The organism is Faunimonas sp. B44 (assembly GCF_052655945.1).
In genome coordinates this window covers 43702-65428 of the sequence record NZ_JBQYEX010000014.1, presented here as the reverse complement: position 1 = coordinate 65428, position 21727 = coordinate 43702, and the positions used below count along the sequence as shown (strand labels likewise).

The 21727-nt window shown below is 68.8% G+C and carries 19 protein-coding genes and 1 other RNA gene; 5 read left to right on the top strand and 15 right to left on the bottom strand.

Going from position 1 to position 21727, the window contains the following annotated elements:
• Positions 1–16: 16 nt before the first annotated feature.
• Positions 17–781, top strand: coding sequence for an ABC transporter permease (locus ACUN0C_RS17395; RefSeq protein WP_445467667.1), 765 nt, complete (start codon positions 17–19; stop codon positions 779–781).
• A 13-nt stretch (positions 782–794) separates the two neighbouring features.
• On the top strand, positions 795–1730 hold the full coding sequence (locus tag ACUN0C_RS17390) for an ABC transporter substrate-binding protein (RefSeq protein ID WP_445467666.1): 936 nt from the start codon (positions 795–797) through the stop codon (positions 1728–1730).
• A 29-nt stretch (positions 1731–1759) separates the two neighbouring features.
• On the opposite strand, the gene ACUN0C_RS17385 is transcribed toward ACUN0C_RS17390, so the two are convergent.
• The 5 genes from ACUN0C_RS17385 to ACUN0C_RS17365 form a co-directional block, all read right to left on the bottom strand.
• Positions 1760–3244, bottom strand: coding sequence for a hypothetical protein (locus ACUN0C_RS17385; protein ID WP_445467665.1), 1485 nt, complete (start codon positions 3242–3244; stop codon positions 1760–1762).
• Positions 3245–3282: 38 nt separating this feature from the next.
• The gene (locus ACUN0C_RS17380; protein ID WP_445467664.1) at positions 3283–4578 is read right to left on the bottom strand and encodes an adenylosuccinate synthase; all 1296 of its coding nucleotides are present in this window, start codon (positions 4576–4578) and stop codon (positions 3283–3285) included.
• Positions 4579–4667: 89 nt separating this feature from the next.
• A complete protein-coding gene (gene serA / locus ACUN0C_RS17375; protein WP_445467663.1) occupies positions 4668–6254 on the bottom strand; it encodes a phosphoglycerate dehydrogenase in 1587 nt (528 codons plus the stop codon).
• Between the two features lie 78 nt (positions 6255–6332).
• Entirely contained in the window at positions 6333–7508 is a 1176-nt protein-coding gene (locus ACUN0C_RS17370) for a phosphoserine transaminase (protein ID WP_445467662.1), read from the bottom strand.
• A gap of 177 nt (positions 7509–7685) precedes the next feature.
• Positions 7686–8441, bottom strand: a complete 756-nt coding sequence (locus tag ACUN0C_RS17365) for an outer membrane protein (protein WP_445467661.1) — start codon at positions 8439–8441, stop codon at positions 7686–7688.
• A gap of 182 nt (positions 8442–8623) precedes the next feature.
• On the opposite strand from ACUN0C_RS17365, the gene ACUN0C_RS17360 reads away from it, so the two are divergent.
• Complete coding sequence (locus tag ACUN0C_RS17360; RefSeq protein ID WP_445467660.1) at positions 8624–9580, top strand: DMT family transporter; 957 nt, start codon at positions 8624–8626, stop codon at positions 9578–9580.
• Here the strand turns inward: ACUN0C_RS17360 and glmM are convergent.
• The 6 genes from glmM to ACUN0C_RS17330 all read right to left on the bottom strand — a co-directional run bounded on the left by glmM (position 9565) and on the right by ACUN0C_RS17330 (position 16930).
• Entirely contained in the window at positions 9565–10905 is a 1341-nt protein-coding gene (gene glmM, locus ACUN0C_RS17355; protein WP_445467659.1) for a phosphoglucosamine mutase, read from the bottom strand. The genes ACUN0C_RS17360 and glmM overlap by 16 nt on opposite strands.
• A 154-nt stretch (positions 10906–11059) precedes the next feature.
• Complete coding sequence (gene ftsH, locus ACUN0C_RS17350) at positions 11060–12982, bottom strand: ATP-dependent zinc metalloprotease FtsH (RefSeq protein ID WP_445467658.1); 1923 nt, start codon at positions 12980–12982, stop codon at positions 11060–11062.
• Positions 12983–13126: 144 nt separating this feature from the next.
• Positions 13127–14485 carry a tRNA lysidine(34) synthetase TilS gene (gene tilS, locus ACUN0C_RS17345; RefSeq protein ID WP_445467657.1) on the bottom strand — a complete coding sequence of 453 codons (1359 nt, stop codon included), beginning with the start codon at positions 14483–14485 and terminating at the stop codon, positions 13127–13129.
• Positions 14457–15389 carry a tol-pal system protein YbgF gene (ybgF, locus tag ACUN0C_RS17340; RefSeq protein ID WP_445467656.1) on the bottom strand — a complete coding sequence of 311 codons (933 nt, stop codon included), beginning with the start codon at positions 15387–15389 and terminating at the stop codon, positions 14457–14459. Before ybgF ends, tilS begins: the two co-directional genes overlap by 29 nt.
• A 108-nt stretch (positions 15390–15497) precedes the next feature.
• Entirely contained in the window at positions 15498–16013 is a 516-nt protein-coding gene (gene pal, locus ACUN0C_RS17335) for a peptidoglycan-associated lipoprotein Pal (protein ID WP_445467655.1), read from the bottom strand.
• A 167-nt stretch (positions 16014–16180) separates the two neighbouring features.
• On the bottom strand, positions 16181–16930 hold the full coding sequence (locus ACUN0C_RS17330; RefSeq protein WP_445467654.1) for a YebC/PmpR family DNA-binding transcriptional regulator: 750 nt from the start codon (positions 16928–16930) through the stop codon (positions 16181–16183).
• 225 nt (positions 16931–17155) lie between these two features.
• Between ACUN0C_RS17330 and ACUN0C_RS17325 the strand changes: the two genes are divergently transcribed.
• A complete protein-coding gene (locus ACUN0C_RS17325; protein ID WP_445467653.1) occupies positions 17156–17650 on the top strand; it encodes a cytochrome b in 495 nt (164 codons plus the stop codon).
• 3 nt (positions 17651–17653) lie between these two features.
• Here the strand turns inward: ACUN0C_RS17325 and ACUN0C_RS17320 are convergent, their stop codons facing one another.
• From ACUN0C_RS17320 to ssrS, 4 genes are all read right to left on the bottom strand, one after another.
• Entirely contained in the window at positions 17654–18064 is a 411-nt protein-coding gene (locus ACUN0C_RS17320; RefSeq protein WP_445467652.1) for a GFA family protein, read from the bottom strand.
• Positions 18061–18888 carry a TIGR00282 family metallophosphoesterase gene (locus tag ACUN0C_RS17315; RefSeq protein WP_445467651.1) on the bottom strand — a complete coding sequence of 276 codons (828 nt, stop codon included), beginning with the start codon at positions 18886–18888 and terminating at the stop codon, positions 18061–18063. Before ACUN0C_RS17315 ends, ACUN0C_RS17320 begins: the two co-directional genes overlap by 4 nt.
• Positions 18885–19463, bottom strand: a complete 579-nt coding sequence (locus ACUN0C_RS17310) for a 5-formyltetrahydrofolate cyclo-ligase (protein WP_445467650.1) — start codon at positions 19461–19463, stop codon at positions 18885–18887. Before ACUN0C_RS17310 ends, ACUN0C_RS17315 begins: the two co-directional genes overlap by 4 nt.
• Positions 19464–19501: 38 nt before the next feature.
• Positions 19502–19658, bottom strand: a non-coding RNA gene (ssrS, locus tag ACUN0C_RS17305) — 6S RNA.
• 155 nt (positions 19659–19813) lie between these two features.
• Here ssrS and ACUN0C_RS17300 point away from each other — a divergent pair.
• The gene (locus ACUN0C_RS17300) at positions 19814–21703 is read left to right on the top strand and encodes a propionyl-CoA synthetase (protein ID WP_445467649.1); all 1890 of its coding nucleotides are present in this window, start codon (positions 19814–19816) and stop codon (positions 21701–21703) included.
• Positions 21704–21727 lie beyond the last annotated feature (24 nt).

Here is a 21727-nt window from a genome sequence, read left to right as displayed (position 1 = left end):
TCGATGGAGCGCGGACGTGTGGAGAGCAGCCGAGACGGGCCTGCGAATCGGTGCGGTCGCCGCGCTCCTGCTCCTGTGGGAAGCTGCCGTCCGCCTCCTCTCCGTGCCCGCTTTCGTCCTGCCGCCGCCGTCCCGCATCGCGGCCGCCTTTGCGGCCGAGCCCGGCTATTTCTTGGCGCACGCGTCGACGACGGGCTGGGAGATCGTGGCCGGGATGGCGATCGGGGTCGGGCTCGGCGCCGCGTCTGCCGTTCTCCTCGCGCTGTCGCCGCGGCTGGAACGGCTGGTCGGCCCGATGCTGGTGGTGAGCCAGGCGCTGCCGGTCTTCGCGATCGCCCCGCTCCTCGTCATCTGGTTCGGCTTCGGCCTCGCCTCCAAGGTCGCGATGGCGGGCCTCATCATCTTCTTCCCCGTGGCGACCGCCTTCGCGGACGGACTGCGCCGGACCGACCCCGATCTTCTCGACCTCGCGCGCCTCAATGGCGCCGGGCGCATCGCGACGCTCTGGAAGCTGCGGATTCCTGCAGCGCTGCCGGCGCTTGGGTCCGGGCTGCGGATCGCGGCGGGCGTTGCGCCGATCGGCGCCGTCGTCGGCGAATGGGTCGGCGCCTCGGCCGGCCTCGGCTTCATCATGCTCCAGGCGAACGCGCGCATGCAGACCGATCGCGTCTTCGTCGCCCTCGTTCTCCTCGCCGTCATGGCGATCCTGCTTCGCGCCGCCGTGGACGGGCTGGTGAGACGGCAGCTCGCCTGGGTGCCAGGGGAAGGTTCCAACCGCTGAAGGAAGCACCGCAATGAGAATTCTCGCCGCCGCGCTCATCGCCGGCATCGCGTCGATCCAGAACGCGGGCGCGGCCGACAGGCTGACCGTCCTGCTCGACTGGTTCGTCAATCCCGATCACGCCCCGCTCGTCGTCGCGGCCGAGAAGGGGTACTTCGCCGACAGGGGACTGGACGTCGAGCTCGTTCCGCCGGCCGATCCGAGCGCGCCGCCCCGGCTCGTCGCCGCGCGCCAGGGTGACATCGCAATCACCTACCAGCCGAACCTCTATCTCCAGCGCGAGCAGGACCTGCCGATCGTCAGGATCGGTACGCTCGTCGCCACCCCGCTCAACGCGCTCGTCGTGCTCGCCGACGGGCCGGTGAAGGCGCTCGCGGACCTGAAGGACAAGACGATCGGCTATTCGGTTGCCGGTTTCGAGGAGGTGCTGCTCGAGGCGATGCTCGCGGAAGCCGGCGTCGGGATGCAGGACGTCAAGCTGGTCAACGTGAACTTCGCGCTCTCGCCCGCACTCATCGCCGGGCGCGTCGATGCGGTGATCGGCGCTTTCCGCAACTTCGAGCTGACGCAGCTGCGGCTGGAGGGCCATGAGGGCACCGCGTTCTACCCGGAGGAATCAGGCGTCCCGGCGTATGACGAACTGATCTACGTGGCCCATCGCGACAGCCTCGGCGACGATCGGCTGAAGCGGTTCATCGAGGCGGTCGAGCAGGCGACCCTCTATCTCACGAACCATCCGGAGGAAGGGCTGGAGATCTTCCTCGGAGCCCATCCCGATCTCGGGGACGAGCTCAACCGGCGCGCCTATGCCGACACGCTGCCGCGCTTCTCGCGAAGCCCGGCAGCGCTCGACCGGATGCGCTACGCCCGCTTCGCCACGTTCCTCGCGGAGCGGGGTCTGATCGAGGAGGCGCGCCCGGTCGACGAGTACGCCGTCGCGCTGGAGTGACCTGGCGCGGGATCGACCCTGCGTCGAGATCAGTCCCAGGCCCGCATGACCGTCTCGAACAGGCGGTCGCCGGCAATCCCCTTCTCGAAGGTGAGCAGGGCACGCTTGCCGTCCGTGAAGAGGAGCGGCATGTCGAACCAGGAGCCGTCGCGCATCAGCGCCACGTTCCGGTTGATCTGCTCCTCCTCGTCGGAGAGCGCGATCCAGAACAGTGTGTCCGTGACCGGCACCGCGGCGCCGGCGAGCGGCTGGCCGCGGGCCTGCTCGTTCGGCTTCAGCACCAGCGCCGGCACCCGCTCGATCGCCGTTTCCGACAGGTCGCCCTCGAAGGCGATCTCCACCATGTGGCTCGCCGGCAGGCCCTGGTCCGTGTTCTTCGAGATGGTCAGCGTGACGGTCGCGTCGCGATCGGGGATGCGCATGATGCCGCGGATCGCAGGCAGGCCGTCGGGCCGGTCGACCTGTTCCCAGGTGGTCTGGCCCTGCGCGGCCTGGCCGGACTGCTCGCCCTCGCCCTGCTCGTAGAAGATCGCGCGCTGCGCCACGATGCTCTGGCCGGGGGCAGGCGCCGGCGCAGTCTCCGGCGCAGGTGCCGGGATCGCCTCCGCCTCCGGTTCGGCGGGCACCGGCGTAGTATCCGGCGCGCCGTCGTCCGGCATCGGCACGGGCTGATCCGGCGTGAGCTCGGGCGGCGCGGCGGGGTCGGGCTCGACCTGCGCAACCTCCCCTTGCCCTTCAGGCGCGGGGTCAGCGGCAGGCGGCGCATCGGCGGCCTCGCCTTCGGCCGGTGCGGCGGCGCCGGCGCCGCCGTTGATCAGCCGCTCGCTGTTCTTGCCGCCGGTTGCCGGCGCCGCCTCCGGCTCCGGCCCTTCCGCAAGCTCGGTCGCAGGCTGTTCGGATCCGAACAGGGCGGCCAACGTATCGCGCTGCGTATAGGCGAGTACGCCCGCGCCGATCAGGACGAGCGCAACCAGCACCGCCATGATCATCGCAGGCGCACGCGAGTGACGCTCCGGATAGCGCTCCGCTGCCTGTTCAGGTTCGCCGTCAGCGGCAGCCTCAGCGGCCGGTTCGGACGCGATGGGCGCGTTCCGAGCATCCGCTTCCGGTGTGCCCTCTGCGGCGGCGACCGTGGCCGTCCCGACTGGCGGACGAACGGCCTGGCCGGGCGCGCCCCGCCGCCGCTCCGCATCGGCGGCGGTCGATTCGCGAACATGCGGCGCGGCTGCCGGCGCTCCGGCCGGATCGGCCGGCGCAGGCCGGCCCGCGTACGCGACGTCTCCGGCAGGCTCCCCGCCCGGCACAGCCGCAAAGTCCGCCTCGACCTCTTCGATCGAATGTTCGAGCTGCGCGCGCTGAGCCTCCTCGTGCTCCGGCGCCAGGGGCGGGTCCAGGTTGCTCAACTGGCGCGCGAGGGCGCTCCGCGCCCGGTCGTAGACCGCCTGCCGCGTCTCCGGCGACTGGTCGGGCAGAGCGGCCAGAGACCGCCTCAGGATGGACGTGTAGTCCGGCATGGCGTTTCCGTGCTGATTCCGGATGCCCCTCTCAGGGACTAATCCTGAAATGGATCGCGAACAAGAATCGTGTCGTCCCGTTCCGGGCTGGTCGACAGAAGAGCGACGGGCGCCTCGATCAACTCTTCGATATGGCGGACGTATTTGACGGCCTGCGCCGGCAGGTCGGCCCAGCTGCGCGCACCGGCCGTCGACCCGTCCCAGCCTTCCATTTCCTCGTAGACGGGCACCACCTCCGCCTGTGCCGCCTGGCTTGCCGGCAGCCGGTCGAGCCGCTTGCCGTCGAGCTCGTATCCGATGCAGATGCGGATCCGCTCCAGCCCGTCGAGGACGTCGAGCTTCGTCAGCGCTATGCCGTCGATGCCGCAGACCCGGACCATCTGGCGCACGAGCACGGCGTCGAACCAGCCGCAGCGGCGCTTTCGCCCCGTGACGGTCCCGAACTCCCGACCGCGCTCGCCGAGATAGTCGCCCACCTCGTTCTGCTGCTCGGTCGGGAAGGGCCCCTGCCCCACGCGCGTGGTGTAGGCCTTTGCAATTCCGAGCACATAGGAGAGCGCGTGCGGGCCGAGACCCGATCCGGTCGCCGCCTGGCCTGCCACCGTGTTGGAGGATGTCACGAACGGGTAGGTGCCGTGGTCGATGTCGAGCAACGCCCCCTGCGCGCCTTCGAACAGGATGCGCGCGCCGTCGCGGCGATACCTGTCGAGCAGGTCCCACGTCGTGTCCATGAAGGGCAGCAGGCGATCGGCGGCGGAAGCGAGCTCGTGGAAAATGGCCTGCGGGTCCACCTGCGGCTGTTCCAGCCCCCGGCGCAGCGCGTTGTGGTGCACGAGCAGCCGGTCGATCTTGGCCGGGAGCGCGCCGAGATCGGCGAGATCCATCAGCCGGATGGCACGGCGCCCGACCTTGTCCTCGTAGGCGGGTCCGATGCCTCGTCCGGTCGTTCCGATCTTCGCTTCGGGAGCCGCCGCACTCTCGCGCATCGCGTCGAGTTGCTGGTGCAGTGAAAGGATGAGCGTCGCGTTGTCGGCGATCCGCAGGTTCTCGGGCGTCACGATCACCCCCTGCCCCGCCAGGCGCTCGATCTCGGCGATGAGCGCGTGGGGATCGAGCACGACGCCGTTTCCGATGACGCCGAGCTTGCCGGGCCGGACCACTCCGGACGGCAGCAGGCTGAGCTTGTACGACGTGCCGCCGATGACCAGCGTGTGGCCGGCATTGTGGCCGCCCTGGAATCGCACCACGACGTCGGCACGCTCCGACAGCCAGTCGACGATCTTACCTTTGCCTTCGTCGCCCCATTGTGCGCCGACGACCACGACGTTGGCCATGACAGCCCTCTATCAGACACGGGAACGCCCCGGTCCATGCCGGGGCGTGGCCCTCTATAGAGTGTTTGGGCGGCAAGCCCAAGCGTTGATCAGAAGGCGAGCGGCCGCACCTGGATGACATGCGGCAGGGCCTGCACCTCGGTCAGGATCTCCGGCGCGATCGGCTGGTCGACGGAGACGAGCGCGATCGCATTGCCGCCGGCGTGGTCGCGGCCGAACTGCATTCGCGCGATGTTGATCCCGGCATCGCCGAGCGTGGTGCCGAGCCGGCCGATGAAGCCGGGCTGGTCCTGATTGGTGATGTAGAGCATGCGTTCGGAGAGCTCGGCCTCCATGTTGATGCCCTTGATCTGGATGATCCTCGGCTTGCCGTCCGAGAATACCGTTCCGGCGACCGACCGCTCCTGCCGCTCCGTGACGACGGTGAGGCGAATGTAGCTCTCATAGGCGCCGTGCTGCTCGCGCCGCGTCTCCTGCACGCGGATCCCGCGCTCCTTCGCATAAGCGGGCGCCGAGACCATGTTCACGGTCTGGAGCTGCGGCGTGAGGAACCCGGCGAGCGCGGCGGCCGTCAGCGCCCGCGTGTTCATGTCGGCGACGTCGCCTTCGTATTCCAGGCGGATCTCGCGCACGCCCGATTCGGTGAGCTGCCCGGCGAAGGAGCCGAGTTGCTCCGCCAGCCTGACGAAGGGTACGAGGCGGGGGGCCTCCTCGGCGGAGATCGAAGGCATGTTGATCGCATGGCGCACCGCGCCGGTGGTGAGATAGTCGGCCATCTGCTCGGCGACCTGGATCGCGACGTTCTCCTGCGCCTCGGTGGTGGAGGCGCCGAGATGCGGCGTGCAGATGACGTTCCGCGCGCCGAACAGGACGTTCTCCTTGGCCGGCTCCTCCGTGAACACGTCCACGGCGGCGCCCGCGACCTTGCCGCTCTCCAGGGCGTCGCGGAGGTCGCGCTCGACGATGAGGCCGCCGCGCGCGCAGTTCACGACGTAGACGCCGTCCTTCATCTTCGCGATCGCCTTGGCGTCGATGATGTCCCGCGTCTTGTCGGTGAGCGGCGTGTGCAGCGTGATGAAGTCGGCGCGGTGGAAGAGCTCGTCCAGATCGACCTTGTCGACGCCGAGCTCCAAGGCCCGGTCGTCGGAAAGGAAGGGGTCGTAGGCCATCACACGCATGGCGAGGCCCTGCGCCCGCTCGGCCACGATCGAGCCGATATTGCCGCAGCCGATCACGCCGAGCGTCTTGGACGTGATCTCCACGCCCATGAAGCGGTTCTTCTCCCACTTGCCGGCCTGTGTCGACTGGTCGGCCGCAGGGATCTGGCGGGCGCAGGCCATCAACATGGCGATGGCGTGTTCGGCTGTGGTGATCGAATTCCCGAAGGGCGTGTTCATCACGATGATGCCCTTCGCCGTCGCCGCCGGAATGTCGACATTGTCGACGCCGATGCCGGCGCGGCCGACGACGCGGAGCCGTCCGGCGGCCGAGATCAGCTTCTCAGTGACCTTGGTCGCCGACCTGATGGCAAGTCCGTCATATTCCCCGATGGCGGCAAGGAGCGCTTCCTTGTCCTTGCCGAGCTCGGGACGGAAGTCAGTGTCGATGCCGCGGTCGCGAAAGACCTGGACGGCGGTTTCCGAAAGGCTGTCGGAAATCAGAACGCGGGGTGTCATGGATCTGCTCGCGGGTGAGCAGGCGCGGAAAGGCCGCGCCCGCATTGCAGGATGGGAATCGGCGGAGAGCTGATCGGCTCAGGCGGCGGCCTTCAGCTGCGCCTTCTGGGTCGCAAACGCCCAGTCGAGCCAGGGCAGCAGCGCCTCCACGTCCGACGCCTCGACCGTCCCGCCGCACCAGATCCGGAGCCCCGCGGGCGCGTCGCGATAGGCGGCGATGTCGTAGGCCGCCTTCTCCGATTCGAGGACCGCCACGATCGCCTTCGCGATCGCCGCCGGCGCATCCGGACCAGCCCGCACGATCTCCGGATCGGCAATGGTCAGGCAGACGGAGGTGTTGGAGCGCGTCGCCGGATCGCGGGCAAGGAAACCGACCCACGGGGTCCGCTCCGCCCAGTCCTCCAGGATCCTGGTGTTCCGGTCCGCGCGCTCGAAGAGCGCCGGAAGCCCGCCGATCGCCCGTGCCCAGGCGAGGCCGTCGAGATAATCCTCGACCGCGAGCATGGACGGGGTGTTGATCGTCTCGCCGGCGAAGATGCCCTCGATCAGCTTGCCGCCCTTGGTCAGCCTGAACACCTTCGGAACGGGCCAGGCGGGCTTGTGCGACCGCAGGCGCTCCACCGCGCGGGGTGACAGGACGATCATCCCGTGCTGCGCCTCGCCGCCCATCACCTTCTGCCAGGAGAAGGTCACCACATCGAGCTTCTCGTAGGGGAGCGGCATGGCGAATGCGGCGCTGGTGGCGTCGCAGATCGTCAGGCCCTGCCGGTTCGCGTCGATCCAGTCGCCGTCCGGAACGCGGACGCCGGAGGCCGTGCCGTTCCAGGTGAAGACGACGTCGCGGGTGAAGTCCACCGAGGCGAGGTCGGGAAGATCGCCGTATTCCGCCTCGAGCGCCCGCACATTCGGCAGCTTGAGTTCCTTCAGCACGTCGATCACCCAGTCGCGCCCAAAGCTCTCCCACGCCAGCACATCGACGCCGCGCGGGCCGAGCAGCGACCAGAGCGCCATCTCGACGGCGCCGGTATCGGAGGCCGGAACGATCCCGATGAGATGGTCGGCGGGGACGCCGAGCACCTTGCGCGTCTCGTCGATGGCGCGCTTCAGGCGCGCCTTGCCGTCCTTCGACCGGTGCGACCGGCCGACGAGGGCATTCGCGAAGATGTCGGGAGACCAGCCGGGCCGCTTTGCCGTGGGCCCGGTAGAAAAGCACGGATTCGCCGGCCGCTTGGCCGGTCTTTCGATCGCCGTCATTGAGCTATCCTTCCAGATAGGTGCCCCTCGGTGGGGAGGGGTGTCCCGCTGGCGGCGATACGCCCAAACGATCCGTCGTGCAACTGCAAAGCCAGCCCGGCACGGTGCGGCGGGCGCGACAAAAAGGGCGGCGGGCTCCTCGCCCGCCGCCCCGCAACAAGAGCCTGTCGGCTGCGGTCAGTAGATCGTGTAGCGCAGGCCGACGCGCAGTTCGTGCGCGGTGAGATCCTCGTACTTGATGCGGCTCGTCAGGCCCTGCAGCACCGGGGACTCGCCGCTGCCGAGATCGAGATAGCGGTAGCCGACATCGAGTGCGACGTTCGGCGAGAACTCGATGCCGACGCCGGCCATAACCGCCCAGGCCAGGTTCCACTTGGAAGCCGTTCCCGGAATTTCTCCCCGCTTCCCGTTGGCGACGTAGTGCACGTTGTCGGCGGTCACGTAGGAGGCGCCGATGCCCGCGCCGACATAGGGCGAGATGCCGCTGAAATTGCCGAGATCGACGTAGCCGTTGACCATCGTCGTCCAGGCCGAGAGATCGGCATACTCCCGGGCGTAGGTGAAGCCGGTGCAGGTCGGGCACGGCGTCTGGCCGGAGAATTGGGCCGGCCACTCGTAGTCGACCGTCAGGTCGGCGCGGAAGAAGTTGTTGAACTTGTAGCCGATGCCCGCACCGATCATCCCGGTCTCCTCGATGCTGTTGCTCGAGAAGGGGACCGGACCGGTCAGGGGATCGTTGAAGGTGGGGCTCGGATTCCGGTAGATCTTGTATCCGATGTCGCCCCGCAGATACCAGCCGCTGACGGCGATCGGCATTTCGGGCACGGGCATCGGTGCCTCGGGAATGTAGATGGGCATGTCGGCCGCGTTGGCGGCCGACATCGCCGCGGCCGACGCGCAGGCGGCAAGCGCGATCCTGGTGAGTTTCAGCATGTCGTCCTCTTTGCAATTGCGGCGCGCCAGATGTTGCCGTGGCAGATCCGCCGTCACGGGGCACAAGATGCAATGGAACTGCTTAAGAAGGGTTTAACCATCCTTCTTAACTTTGGCCTGGGTCGCTGGATGCTCATCGGATGCGCAAGAAGCGGATTGCGGGACGGCCGGCCGCAATCTAGGTGCGGGGCCGGAAGGAGCACGAGCCCGCCATGCTGAACCGTCGCGGCCCGGCCGAGTGGGCCGCCCTCGCCTTCCTCGTCGTCGTCTTCGGGTCCTCGTTCGCCGTGACGAAGAGCGTGGTGGATACCGTTCCGCCGGCATGGGTCGCGGCCGGACGAATTGTGTTCGCCGCAGCGATTCTCGCCGGCTACGCCCTCCTCCGCGGCCGCGTCGTGCCGGCCTCTCCGCGGGCGCTGCTTTGGCTGCTCTGGCTCGGTCTGGTCGGCAACGTGGCGCCTTTCCTGCTGGTGTCCTGGGGCACGCAGCACATTCCCTCGAGCGTCGCCGGGATCCTGATGGCGGCGGTTCCGCTCATGGTGCTGCTGCTGGCCCACATCGCGCTTCCGGACGAGCGAATCACGCGGCCGGCGCTGGTCGGGCTGCTCGTGGGATTTGCGGGCGTCGTGGCCTTGATCGGGCCCGCGGGCCTGGCCGCGCCGGACCTCGGCGACATGGCGCTTATCGGCGAACTGACCCTCGTCGGCGCCGGGCTCTGCTACGCGGTCTACAACGTGACGGCGCGCCTGATGCCGCCCATGACTCTCGCCGAGAAGTCGGCCGGAACGCTGATCATGGCCGCCCTTGCGATCGTCCCGCTCACGGCGCTGTTCGGTCCCGAATTCCCGACCCATGCGGGATGGCCGGAACTGGCGCAGGTCGCCGTGCTCGGCGTATTCCCGACCGCGCTCGCAACCCTCGTCATCTACTGGGTCCTGGAGCGGGCGGGCGCGCGGTTCCTGGCGATCACCAATTACCTCGTGCCGGCCTTCGCGGTGCTCGTCGGAACGACGACGCTTGCGGAAGCGCTGACCGCCTCGGACCTGATCGGCCTGGCCCTCATCCTGCTCGGGGTGGGGGTTTTCGAGGCGGACGCCCGCCGCAGGCGCGCAACCGAGGCCGCTCAGGCCGCGCGCTGAACGACCTCGGCGATGTCGTTCACGACCTGAAGCACGAGATCGGCGTCGTCGCCCTCCCCCATGATGCGAATCACCGGCTCCGTCCCCGAGGGACGAATCACCAGGCGGCCGGTCTTGCCGAGCTTCTGCTCGGCATCGGCGATCACGCGCTGCACCTGCTCGTTCTCGAGCGGCTGCCCGCCCTGGTAGCGGATGTTCTTCTTCACCTGCGGGACCGGGTCGAAGCGGTGGCAGACCTCGCTGACGGGGCGGCCCTCGCGGCACACGACCGCGAGCACCTGGAGCGCCGCGATGAGGCCGTCCCCCGTCGTCGCGAAGTCCGACAGGATGATGTGGCCGGACTGTTCGCCGCCCACGTTGAAACCGTGCTGGCGCATGTGCTCCATCACGTAGCGGTCCCCGACGGGCGTGCGCACGAGCGAGAGCCCCTGGGCGGCCAGGAACCGCTCGAGGCCGAGGTTCGACATGACCGTGGCGACGATGCCCGGTCCGACGAGGCGCTCCTCGTCCTTCCAGTAGCCGGCGACGAGCGCCATCAGCTGGTCGCCGTCGATCACCTGGCCCTTCTCGTCGACCATGACGACCCGGTCGGCGTCGCCGTCGAGTGCGATGCCGACATCGGCGCGCACCTCGTGGACCTTGCGCGCCAGCGCCTCCGGTGCGGTCGACCCGCAGTCGCGGTTGATGTTGAAGCCGTCGGGCTCCACACCGATGGATACGACTTCGGCGCCGAGCTCCCACAGTGCGAGCGGGGCGGCCTTGTAGGCGGCGCCGTTTGCGCAGTCCACCACCACCCGCATGCCGTCGAACGACAGCTGACGCGGCAAGGTCCTCTTGGCGAACTCGATATAGCGATCGAGCACGCCGTCCACCCGCTTCGCGCGCCCGAGCTCGGAAGCCGGAGAGAGCCGCCTGGCGAGGTCGGAATCGATCAGCGCTTCGATCTCGCTCTCGACGAGATCGGACAGCTTGAAGCCGTCCGGGCCGAACAGCTTGATGCCGTTGTCGGCATAGGGGTTGTGGGACGCCGAGATCATCACGCCGTAATCGGCGCGCATCGAGCGGGTCAGCATGGCGACGGCAGGCGTTGGGATCGGGCCGAGCAGAAACACGTCGACGCCCACGGCCGTGAACCCCGCCACCAGCGCATTCTCCAGCATGTAGCCGGAGAGACGGGTGTCCTTCCCGATCACGACCCGCTGCCGATGGCCGTTGCGATAGTGGAGCCCGACGGCCATGCCGACGCGCATCGCGATGTCGGGCGTCATCGGATAGAGATTGGCGGTCCCGCGGATGCCGTCGGTCCCGAAGTAGCGTCTCGTCATTGCCTGCCCACGATCGCTTGCGCGGCCGGTCGCGACGGCGACCCGCATTCCGCAACTCGGTAGCTGGAAATCCTTGTGATTCCCTTCCCCGCCGGGACGTATAAAGGCCCGGGCCGGGGCCCGGGCCTCACATTTTGTATCGCTTGGTGACAGCTCAGGTCGGCTGCGGCTCCAGGCCCGTGTCGCTGCCCTTGTCGGGCTTGGCGCGCGGACCGGTGGAGGGCACGGCGGAACCGCGCGGCGGAGTCTCGTCGCTGCTCGGATCCTCGCGCACCGGGCGCTTGCCGTTCAGGAGATCCTTGATCTCCTCGCCCGACAGCGTCTCGAATTCGAGGAGCCCTTGCGCGAGCGCCTCGAGTTCGTCCTTCGATTCACTCAGGATCCGGCGCGCCTCGGCATAGCCCTCGTCCACGAGGCGGCGGACCTCGTGGTCGATCTTCCGCGCCGTCTCCTCGGAGATGTTCTGCTGGCGGGCGACCGAATGGCCGAGGAAGACCTCTTCCTGGTTCTCGCCGAGCGCGACCCTGCCGACCGCATCGGAAAAGCCCCAGCGCGTCACCATTGCGCGGGCGAGCTTGGTCGCCTGCTCGATGTCGGAGGCGGCGCCCGACGTGACCTTCTTCTCGCCGAAGATCATCTCCTCGGCGACACGCCCGCCCATCAGGATGGCGAGGCGGGAGGTCATCTGCTCGAAGGTCATCGAAAGCTGGTCGCGCTCCGGCAGCTGCATGACCATGCCGAGCGCGCGACCGCGCGGGATGATGGTCGCCTTGTGGACCGGATCCGTCGAGGGCACGTGGAGCGCCACGATGGCGTGGCCGCCTTCGTGATAGGCGGTCAGCCGCTTCTCGTCCTCGGTCATGACGAGGGTGCGCCGCTCGGCGCCCATCATGACCTTGTCCTTGGCGTCCTCGAACTCCTGGCTCGTGACCAGCCGCTTGCCGCGGCGGGCGGCAAGAAGCGCGGCCTCGTTGACGAGGTTCATGAGGTCCGCACCGGAAAAGCCCGGCGTGCCGCGCGCGATCGTCTTGAGGTTCACGCCGGGCGCCAGCGGCACCTTGCGCACGTGCACCTTCAGGATCTTCTCGCGGCCGACGACGTCGGGGTTCGGCACCACGATCTGGCGGTCGAAGCGGCCGGGCCGCAGCAGCGCGGGATCGAGCACGTCGGGCCGGTTGGTGGCGGCGATCAGGATGATGCCCTCGTTCGCCTCGAAGCCGTCCATCTCCACGAGCAGCTGGTTGAGCGTCTGCTCGCGCTCGTCGTTGCCGCCGCCGAGGCCGGCGCCGCGATGGCGGCCGACCGCATCGATCTCGTCGATGAAGATGATGCAGGGCGCGTTCTTCTTCGCCTGCTCGAACATGTCGCGCACGCGGGAAGCGCCGACGCCGACGAACATCTCGACGAAATCGGAGCCGGAGATGGTGAAGAAGGGGACGTTCGCCTCGCCCGCAATGGCGCGAGCGAGCAGCGTCTTGCCCGTGCCGGGCGGGCCGACGAGCAGGACGCCGCGCGGGATGCGTCCGCCGAGGCGCTGGAACTTCTGGGGATCGCGCAGGAACTCGACGATCTCCTCGAGGTCTTCCTTCGCCTCGTCGACGCCGGCGACGTCCTCGAAAGTGACGCGGCCGTGCGCCTCAGTGAGGAGCTTGGCCTTGGACTTCCCGAAGCCCATCGCGCGGCCGCCCGCCCCCTGCATCTGCCGCATGAAGAAGATCCACACGGCGATCAGCAGGAACATCGGGAACCAGGAGATGAGGACGGAGATGAACGACATCTTCTCGTCCTGGGGCCGCGCGCGGATCGCGACGCCGCGCTCCTCCAGCATCGGAACGTAGTCGGTGCCGGGCGGGGCAAAGGTGCGGAACCGGGTGCCGTCGGAATAGGTGCCGGTGATCTCCTCCCCGGCGATCGTGACCGACTTCACGCGGCCGTCGGCGGTATCGCTCCGGAATTGGGAATAACTGATTTCGTTTGCAGCCGTTTGGCTGGAGGGGTTCTGAAACAAATTGAAGAGCGCTACCAGCAGGAGCAGGATCACGATCCACAGCGCGAAATTGCGGAAATTCTGGTTCATTCAGTACCACCTCGGGCCAGCCAGGCAGCGCTCGCACCCGCGCCCATTCCCCAATGCTGGATTAGATAGGTTGTTGCACCCTTTATGCCAAGCGGGCTTCAGCGGCACATCGGCAGCGCAGGCGCGATACCGGCGCGGCCGTGATCACCTGCCGCAGGTCCAGGCATCCGGCGGAATGCCGGACGCCGGCTTCCGGACACTCCCTGCCCCACCGCCACGAAGGCGTTCGCGCACGAGGCATTCGGCCCTGAAGCGGCCGGCGCCGACCGGCTCCCCGCTGTCCTGCAACAGCTCGGGCACGGCAACCAGGCGTCCCTCCGAGTACAAGGCCGGCAGCGTGCGCAGCGTCGACCTGCCAATGCCGTCGCAGGCGAACGAGGCGGCGCCGCCGCCGAGCGCCGCAATGTGATGCGGACCCGACAGTTCCGGGATGGCCACGCGGAACCTGCGATCCCAGACCATATCCGTCCCTGAGAGGGCGGGGCGCAGCGGGAGCCCCGCCCTGCCCCATTCGCGCGCGATGCGGAAACGGCCTTCCGACACCGTCACGACCGCGCCATGCAGCGTCCGCGCCGACTTTCCGGCAAGGGCCGGCGCGGCCAGCACTTCGCGGATCGCCTGAACCCGAGCGAGGTCCGGCGTATACGCCGCGCCTGCGGCGGCGGCCAGCATGCGGGCAAGCGCCCGATCCGCGATTTCCTCCGGAACGTCGAGGATCGCGTCGGTCGGCCCGCTCACCTCGCCTGCGCTCGAAACCGCGCATCGGTCGAAGACGAGCCTCTCGCAGCACCAGTCGAGCGCGTCGGCGGCTCTGCCGAGGCGCCGCGCCGTGCCGGCAAGCCGCTCCGCATCGAAACCATGCGACGCGAGATCCGGCAGCAGCCTTCGCATCCTCACGCGGTCCGAGCGCAGATCCTCGTTGGATGGATCGCTCACTACCGGGAGCCCGCTCTCCGCGGCGACGCGGTGAAGCGCCGCGCGCGGGCAATCGAGCAGCGGGCGGGCCACGACGAGCCCGTCCACGATGCGGCTGTCGCGCATGGCACCGAGCCCGTAGACGCCGGAGCCCCGGGCGAGCCGCAGGAGGAACGTCTCCGCCTGGTCCTCGCGGTGGTGTGCGGTCACCACGGTGTCGAACCCGGCCTCCGCCGCGGCGCGCATCAGGCAGCCATACCGCGCCTCGCGGGCCGCCGCCTGGCGGTTGCCGCCCGGAAGTGCATCGACCCGGAAGACACGGCACGGCAGCCCGAGCCGCGCCGCATTCGCCTCGACGAGCCGCACCTCCGCGGCCGCCTCGGCTCTCAGACCATGATCGACCGTCGCCACCAGCACCGGCGGCCGCGCCGCCCACCGGGCGACGAGAACCATCAGGGCCGTGGAATCGGGGCCGCCGGAGATAGCGAGGACCAATCCTTGCGCGGAGGCGAGCCCGGCGAAGAGAACGTCCGGAGGAGCGATCGGCGCCTCCGGCGGGTCAGCAGCCGTTCTGACGAAGCCCGTCATCGACCCGGGACTTCAGAGTGGCCGATGCATCGGGATAGCGGCGGCCGAATTCGGAGAGCGTGGCGCACGCTGCGTCCTTCTCCCCAAGCTGTCCCAGGGACATTCCGAGCTTCATCAGCGAATCCGGCGCCTTCCGGCTCTGCGGCGTGGTCTTGTAGACGTTGAGGAACGCGTTCGCAGCCTCGCGGTACTTGCCCTGCTGGAACTGGCTTTCGCCGAGCCAGAAGCGCGCGTCGGCAGCCTGGGCCTCGTTCGGGAACGCCTCGAGCCAGGCGTTCAGCCTAGCCTCCGCCATGTCGTACTCGCCGGTGAGCACGTAGCCGTAGGCCACGTCGTACTCCTCGCGCGCCGTGCCGCCGCCGAGCGACGCGGTGATCGGTACGTCGGGCGCGGCGGGAAACGGCTGAGCCTGCGGCTGAATGGGCGCGCCGAGCATCGGGTCGCCGGCGCCGGGGGGCGGTGGAATCGCGGCTCCGCCGGCGAGCGCCGACAGGTCGAGCGGCGCCGAACCGTCCAGCCCATCCCCGTCCGCCGCGATCCGCGGGTCGTCCTGGGGAATGGACATCGTCGAGAAATCCCGCGGCTCGCCGGGCGGGACGCCCGGACCGCCGGCCAGCGTGTCGCTCCCGGGATGGGCCTGCTGCGACTGCGGCGGGGGATAGCCGCCGCTCTGCCAGGCGCCCTGCGGGAGCTGGCCCGCACCCGGCTGCATCTGCGGCGTGCCGGCGCGGGCCTGGTTGAGCTCGTAGGTAAGCCGCTCCACGTCGCCGGTGAGCTGGCGGACGCGGTCCTCGAGCTGCTGGATGTAGAGCCTCATCTCGCCGATCTCCTGCGCCGACTGCGCCCAAGTGGGCGTGGCGGAGCACAGCAGCAGGAGAGGCACTGCGAAGCGGCGCAGCGTCATGTCGATTGAACTCCGGTGCTCATGTCGGCTTAGCACCGCACGATCAATTCGGCCAAACTACGACCGTCGGCGAAGAGGCCGGTCACGCCGGCCCCTTTCTGTCGAAGATCAGGCGCCCGGTCCCGTGAGGACGGTGACGGCGCGCCGGTTCTGCGACCAGCACGACTGGTCGCTGCAGACCGCCACGGGCCGCTCCTTGCCGTACGAGATGGTCCGCATGCGGCGGGGATCGACGCCGTTCGCGGCGAGGAAGTCGCGTGCCGCTTCGGCGCGGCGCGCGCCGAGCGCCAGGTTGTACTCGCGGGTGCCGCGCTCGTCGGCATGACCTTCGATCACGAAGGAATACTGCCGATACTGGTTGAGCCATTGCGCCTGCCGCGCCAGCACCGCCTGCGCCTGCCCGTTCAGCGACGAGGAATCCGTCTCGAAGAAGACCCGGTCGCCGACATTCACCTGGAAGTCCTGCGCGCTGCCGGGCCGGGCGACGCCCGGGCCGCCCATGCCGGCACCCCCCGCCATGTCCTGGCCGAGGAGCTTCTGCTGATTGGCGCAACCCGCCCCGAGTACCGCTGCCGCCAACGCGACCGCGACCACGCTTCTCCGCACGGACAAGCCAACGCCCATTGCCGCACACTCCTTACAATCAAGATTTGGAAATGCTTAACCCTGAGATGGTTAAGCAGTCGTCAACGCGCTAGCCGACCCGTCCGCCGCGAGGATCGCGGACGATTCGCACCGCCCGAACCGCGTGGGCTTCAAATGGGGCCAAACCGCGGCACCACCTGCCGGTCTCAGGCGGCGCTCAGTTCCTCGATCGTGGCCTGGTCGATGTCGTAATTGGCGTAGACGTTCTGCACGTCGTCGTCGTCGTCCAGCGTCGCCAGCAGCTTCATGAGCGTTGCGGCCTTCTCGCCGTCGATCGGCGTGAGCGTCTGCGGCTTCCAGACCGAGCGTACCGATTCGGCGGGGCCGAGCGCCTCCTCGAGCGCCTTGGAGACCGTGCCGAGATCCTCAAACGCGGTCGTGACGACGTGACCGTTCTCGTCGCTCGCCACGTCCTCGGCGCCCGCCTCGATCGCCGCCTCCAGGACGGCGTCGGCACTGCCGGCGCTCGCGGAATAGACGATCTCGCCGACGCGATCGAACATGAAGGCGACCGATCCCGTCTCGCCAAGCGCACCGCCGTTCTTCGTGAAATACGAGCGAACGGCTCCGGCGGTCCGGTTCCGGTTGTCGGTCAGGGCTTCGACGATGACGGCGACGCCGCCGGGCCCGTAGCCTTCGTACCGGATCTCGGAATAGTCCTCGACCTCGCCGCCGGACGCCTTGTTGATGGCGCGCTCGATATTGTCCTTCGGCATGCCCTCCGAGCGCGCGTTCTGGATCGCCAGGCGCAGCCGCGGATTGCCGTCGGCGCTCGGGCCGCCCTCCTTGGCCGCGACGGTGATCTCGCGGGCGAGCTTCGAGAAGAGCTTGGACCTGATGGCGTCCTGCTTGCCCTTCCGATGCATGATGTTCTTGAATTGAGAATGTCCGGCCATGGCCAGCCCCTTCGCTATCCGGTCATTGGTCGCGGGATCGGGCGCTTATAGGCGCGCGTGATTGCGGCGTCCAGCAGGCCGCGGACCCGGCGGGCCGCGGCACCGTCCTGCGGCGATCCGGGGCGCGGGCTGCAGAGTTGATCCAGATCATCGTCGGCTCCGGTCCGCCGCGCGATACCTCGATCCGTCCGAGGTCCTCAGCGGACAAGACGAGGGATCCGCGCCATGAACGACAAACCGCACGAAGGGTACTCGACGCTCCAGATCGCACTGCACTGGATCGTCGTAGCGCTCGTAGCCTTCCAGCTCATCTTCGGCGAGAGCATGGGCGAGCTATTCCGGGCCGAGCGACGCGGCCAGACGCCGTCGGGCGAGGCCGTGCTGTGGGGCAACCTGCACATCTGGATCGGCTTCGCCGTGCTCGCCGCCGCGCTGCTTAGGCTCCTTCTCCGGTCCCGCCGGGCCGCGCCGCCGGATCTCGGCAGCCCGATGCTCGCGCGCCTCGCGCATTTCACGCATGTGGCGCTCTATGCCGTCATGATCGCGGTGGCCGCGACCGGCGCCGTTGCGTATTATTGGCTGCCGGCCCTCGGCGAGGTGCACGAGCTCGGCAAGCCGCTGCTGATCGCCCTGATCGCGCTGCACGTGGCGGGGGCGCTCTGGCACCAGTTCGTCCGGCGCGACGGCCTGATCACGCGGATCCTGGTACCGAAGCCTTGAGCCTCAGTCGCCCGGGCGGGTGCGGGTCGAGGATTCGAACTTCGCCAGCCCGTCCTCGAGGTGCAGCCAGAACAGCTTGCTCGTGATGTAGCCGTGCCGGTCGGGAACGAGCCGGTCGGCCTCGTCGAAAAGCCCGGCGTGAAGGTACATCTCCCCCTGGAGCCGCTCGTCCTCGTAGCTGAGCGGCGTGCCGCATTCGGGGCAGAAGGCGCGGGTGACGTGCTCGGACGAGCGACGGCGGCGCGTTTCCCCCGCAATCGTCAGCTCGTCCACCCGGAAGCCGGCCCACACCACGGCCGGGGCGCCGGTCTGGCGGCGGCAGTCGCGGCAATGGCACCAGGAAACCTGGAAAGGCTCGGCCGTGGCGGTGATGCGAACCGCCCCGCAGAAGCATCGCGCCGCGAGCGTCGTCATGGCTTCGCTCCGAAATCCGGTTCCGAGGGTTCCAGATGGGGTCCGATCCTGACGGCCGCCACCTTCCGGGCGAGCCCGGTGTCGTCGTCGATCTCGACCGCCAGGCCGGACAGCGTCGCCGGCCCGAGCGCGGGCGCAAGACGCGCCTGCGGTATCTTCGTGGTGGCGCGGCGGATCGGCTCGTCCTTCTCCATGCCGATGATGGAATCGTAGTCGCCGCACATGCCGATGTCGGTCATGAAGGCGGTGCCGTTCCTGAGGATGCGCTGGTCGGCGGTCGGGACGTGGGTGTGCGTGCCGACCACGATCGAGGCCTTGCCGTCGAGATACTGGCCCATCGTCTGCTTCTCGCTGCTCGCCTCAGCATGCATGTCGACGATCACGGCATCGCAGCCATGGCCGAGCACGCAGGCGGACACCTCCCGGGTGACCGCGGCGAACGGATCCTCGAGCGCCGTCATGAAGAGCGAGCCCATCACGTTGATGACGAGCACGCGCGCCCCGTTGCGGGCGATGTACAGGTTGGAGCCGCGACCCGGCGTGCCGACGGGATAGTTGATCGGGCGAAGGAAACGCTCGTGGCGGTCGGCGAAGACGAGCGCCTCGCGCTGGTCCCAGACGTGGTTGCCCGTCGTGATGCAATCGGCCCCGCAATCGATCAGCGACTGGAAGATCTCTTCCGTGATGCCGAACCCGCCGGCGGAATTCTCCGCGTTCACGACCACGAAGTCGAAGCCGTGGCGTTCGATCAGGCCGGGCAGCAGGATCCGCACCGCAGTCCGGCCGGACCGCCCGACGACGTCTCCCAGGAACAACACCCTCACAAGCCGTCCTTCACCCTGATCAGTTCCTTCTCCGTGACGATCGCATCGAGCGTGGCGTCGTGATCCTCGACCGGAATCCTGTCCACTTCCTGGCAGGCAAATGCCATGCCGACCACCCGTACCGGATGCCCGCGGCCGCGAAGCCGTTGCACGGCGCGGTCGTAATGCCCGCCGCCATAACCGATGCGCCCGCCGGCCCTGTCGAAGGCGGCGAGCGGGGCGACGATCAGCGCCGGCTCGCATACCGGCTCGCTGGCCGGAGGGTTGCGCGTGCCGTGCGGGCCCGGAACCACCGTCACGCCGTCGAAGCGCCTGAACACCATCGTCCCGCCGGTGATGTCCGGCATCGCAATCTCGCCGTGACGGGCGCGGACCGTAGCGATCAGGCCGAGCGGATCGATCTCGCCGCGCATCGGCCAGAAGAGTGCGACGACGTCGCCAGCCTTCACGAGCGGGCGGAGCCTGTCGACCGCGTGCCAGGACGCCGCCTGATGCTCATCCTTGCCGATCGCGGCGCGAGCAGCCAATGCGCGGCGGCGGATCTCGTTCTTCTCCGCCGCGGCGGCGCTCTGCATGGAACCTCGTCACCGACCTTCGGCCCGGCCAGGAAGTGTGCGCGGCCGCCTCGGCCGTTGGAGTACTCGATCCCGGGAAACCTACAACGTAGGTGGGCGCCGTTTGTCCAGGCCCACGGGCCAGGACGGGGACAGCTCCCTTCAGGATCGATAAGGCCCCGGGGATTCGTCTCCTGACGAGCCGCGCAGCCGCGCCGACGAGATATAGGCCGGGCGGCATGGCCGGGCAAACCGAATGTTCGGATCGGCGCCGACGCGGGCCTGCGAAACGACATTGCCGTGCGCCCAATGGCGGATAGACTCGGTGGCAGCCCGCGGATTAGCTCGCCTCCGGGCTGGGAGGGACGACGATGACGAGCCGATATCCCGAGGTTTACGCCGCCTGGCGGAACGATCCCGAGGGTTTCTGGGCCAAAGCGGCCGAGGAAATCGACTGGTTCAGGCCGTGGGACAAGGTGTTCGATCCGGACCAGGGCGTCTACGGCCGCTGGTTCGCGGGCGCCGAGTGCAACACCTGCTTCAACTGCGTCGACCGCCATGCCGCGCGCCGGCCGGACGCGGCGGCGATCATCTACGACAGCCCGGTCACGGGCAGCGCCCGGACGATCACCTACGGCGAGCTGCTGCAGGAGGTCAGTGCGCTGGCCGCCGTTCTCGCCGACAACGGCATCGGCAAGGGCGACCGCGTCATCATCTACATGCCGATGGTGCCGGAGGCGGCCTATGCCATGCTCGCCTGCGCCCGCCTCGGCGCGATCCACTCGGTGGTGTTCGGCGGCTTCGCCGCGCACGAGCTCGCCACCCGCGTCGACGACTGCCGGCCGAAGCTCATGATCTCCGCCTCCTGCGGCATCGAGCCAGGGCGGATCGTCGCCTACAAGCCGCTCCTCGACGGCGCCATCGAGCGGGCGAGCCACAAGCCGGAACGCTGCATCATCGTCCAGCGGCCGCAGCATGGCTGCGAGCTGCAGCCCGGCCGCGACATCGATTACGGTGAGGCGGTCGCCGCCGCGCGCGGCCGGGCCGTGCCCTGCGTGCCGGTGCAGGCGACCGATCCCCTCTACATCCTCTACACGTCCGGCACGACCGGGCAGCCGAAGGGTGTGGTCCGCGACAATGGCGGCCACATGGTCGCGCTGAAATGGACGATGTCGGCCCATTACGGCATGGACCCGGGCGAGGTATTCTGGGCGGCCTCCGACGTCGGCTGGGTGGTCGGCCATTCCTACATCGTCTACGCCCCCCTCCTCCACGGCTGCACCACCGTCCTCTACGAAGGCAAGCCGGTCGGGACGCCGGACGCCGGCGCGTTCTGGCGGGTGATCGCGGAACACCGCGTCGTCGCGCTCTTCACGGCGCCGACGGCGTTCCGCGCCATCAAGAAGGAGGACTCCGAAGCCAGGCTGATCGGGCAATACGATCTTTCCCGGTTCCGGACCCTGTTCCTCGCCGGCGAGCGCGCCGATCCCGACACGATCCAGTGGGCCGAGCGCCATCTCGGCGTGCCGGTCATCGATCACTGGTGGCAGACGGAGACGGCGTGGGCGATCGCCGGCAACCCGGTCGGGCTGGGGGTCCTTCCGGTGAAGTACGGCTCGCCCACGGTCGCCATGCCGGGCTACGACGTGCAGATCCTGAGCGATGCCGGGGATGCGGTGCCCCCGGGAACGCTCGGCAACATCGTCGTGAAGCTGCCCCTGCCGCCTGGCTGCCTGCCGACGCTCTGGAACGCCGACGGCCGCTTCTTCGACAGCTATCTCGCGGAGTTCCCAGGCTACTACAAGACGGCGGACGCGGGTTACCGGGACGCGGACGGCTACCTGTTCATCATGGCGCGCACGGACGACATCATCAACGTCGCCGGCCACAGGCTTTCGACGGGCGCGATGGAGGAAGTGCTCGCCGCGCATCCGGACGTGGCCGAGTGCGCCGTCATCGGCGTCGCCGACACGCTCAAGGGTCAGATCCCGTGCGGCTTCGTCGTGCTGAAATCGGGGCGGGTGCGCAGCGCGGCCGACATCGAGAAGGAATGCGTGGCACGGATCCGCGAGGAGATCGGCCCGGTCGCGGCATTCAAGACGGTCCTCGTCGTCCACCGGCTGCCCAAGACGCGCTCGGGCAAGATCCTGCGCGGCACGATGCGCCAGATCGCCGACGGCGAGGAATACCGCATGCCCGCGACGATCGACGACCCGGCCGTCCTCGACGAGATCCGCGAGGCGATCGCCGCACACCACTGAAGATCGTTCGGAGCCGCAGGACGG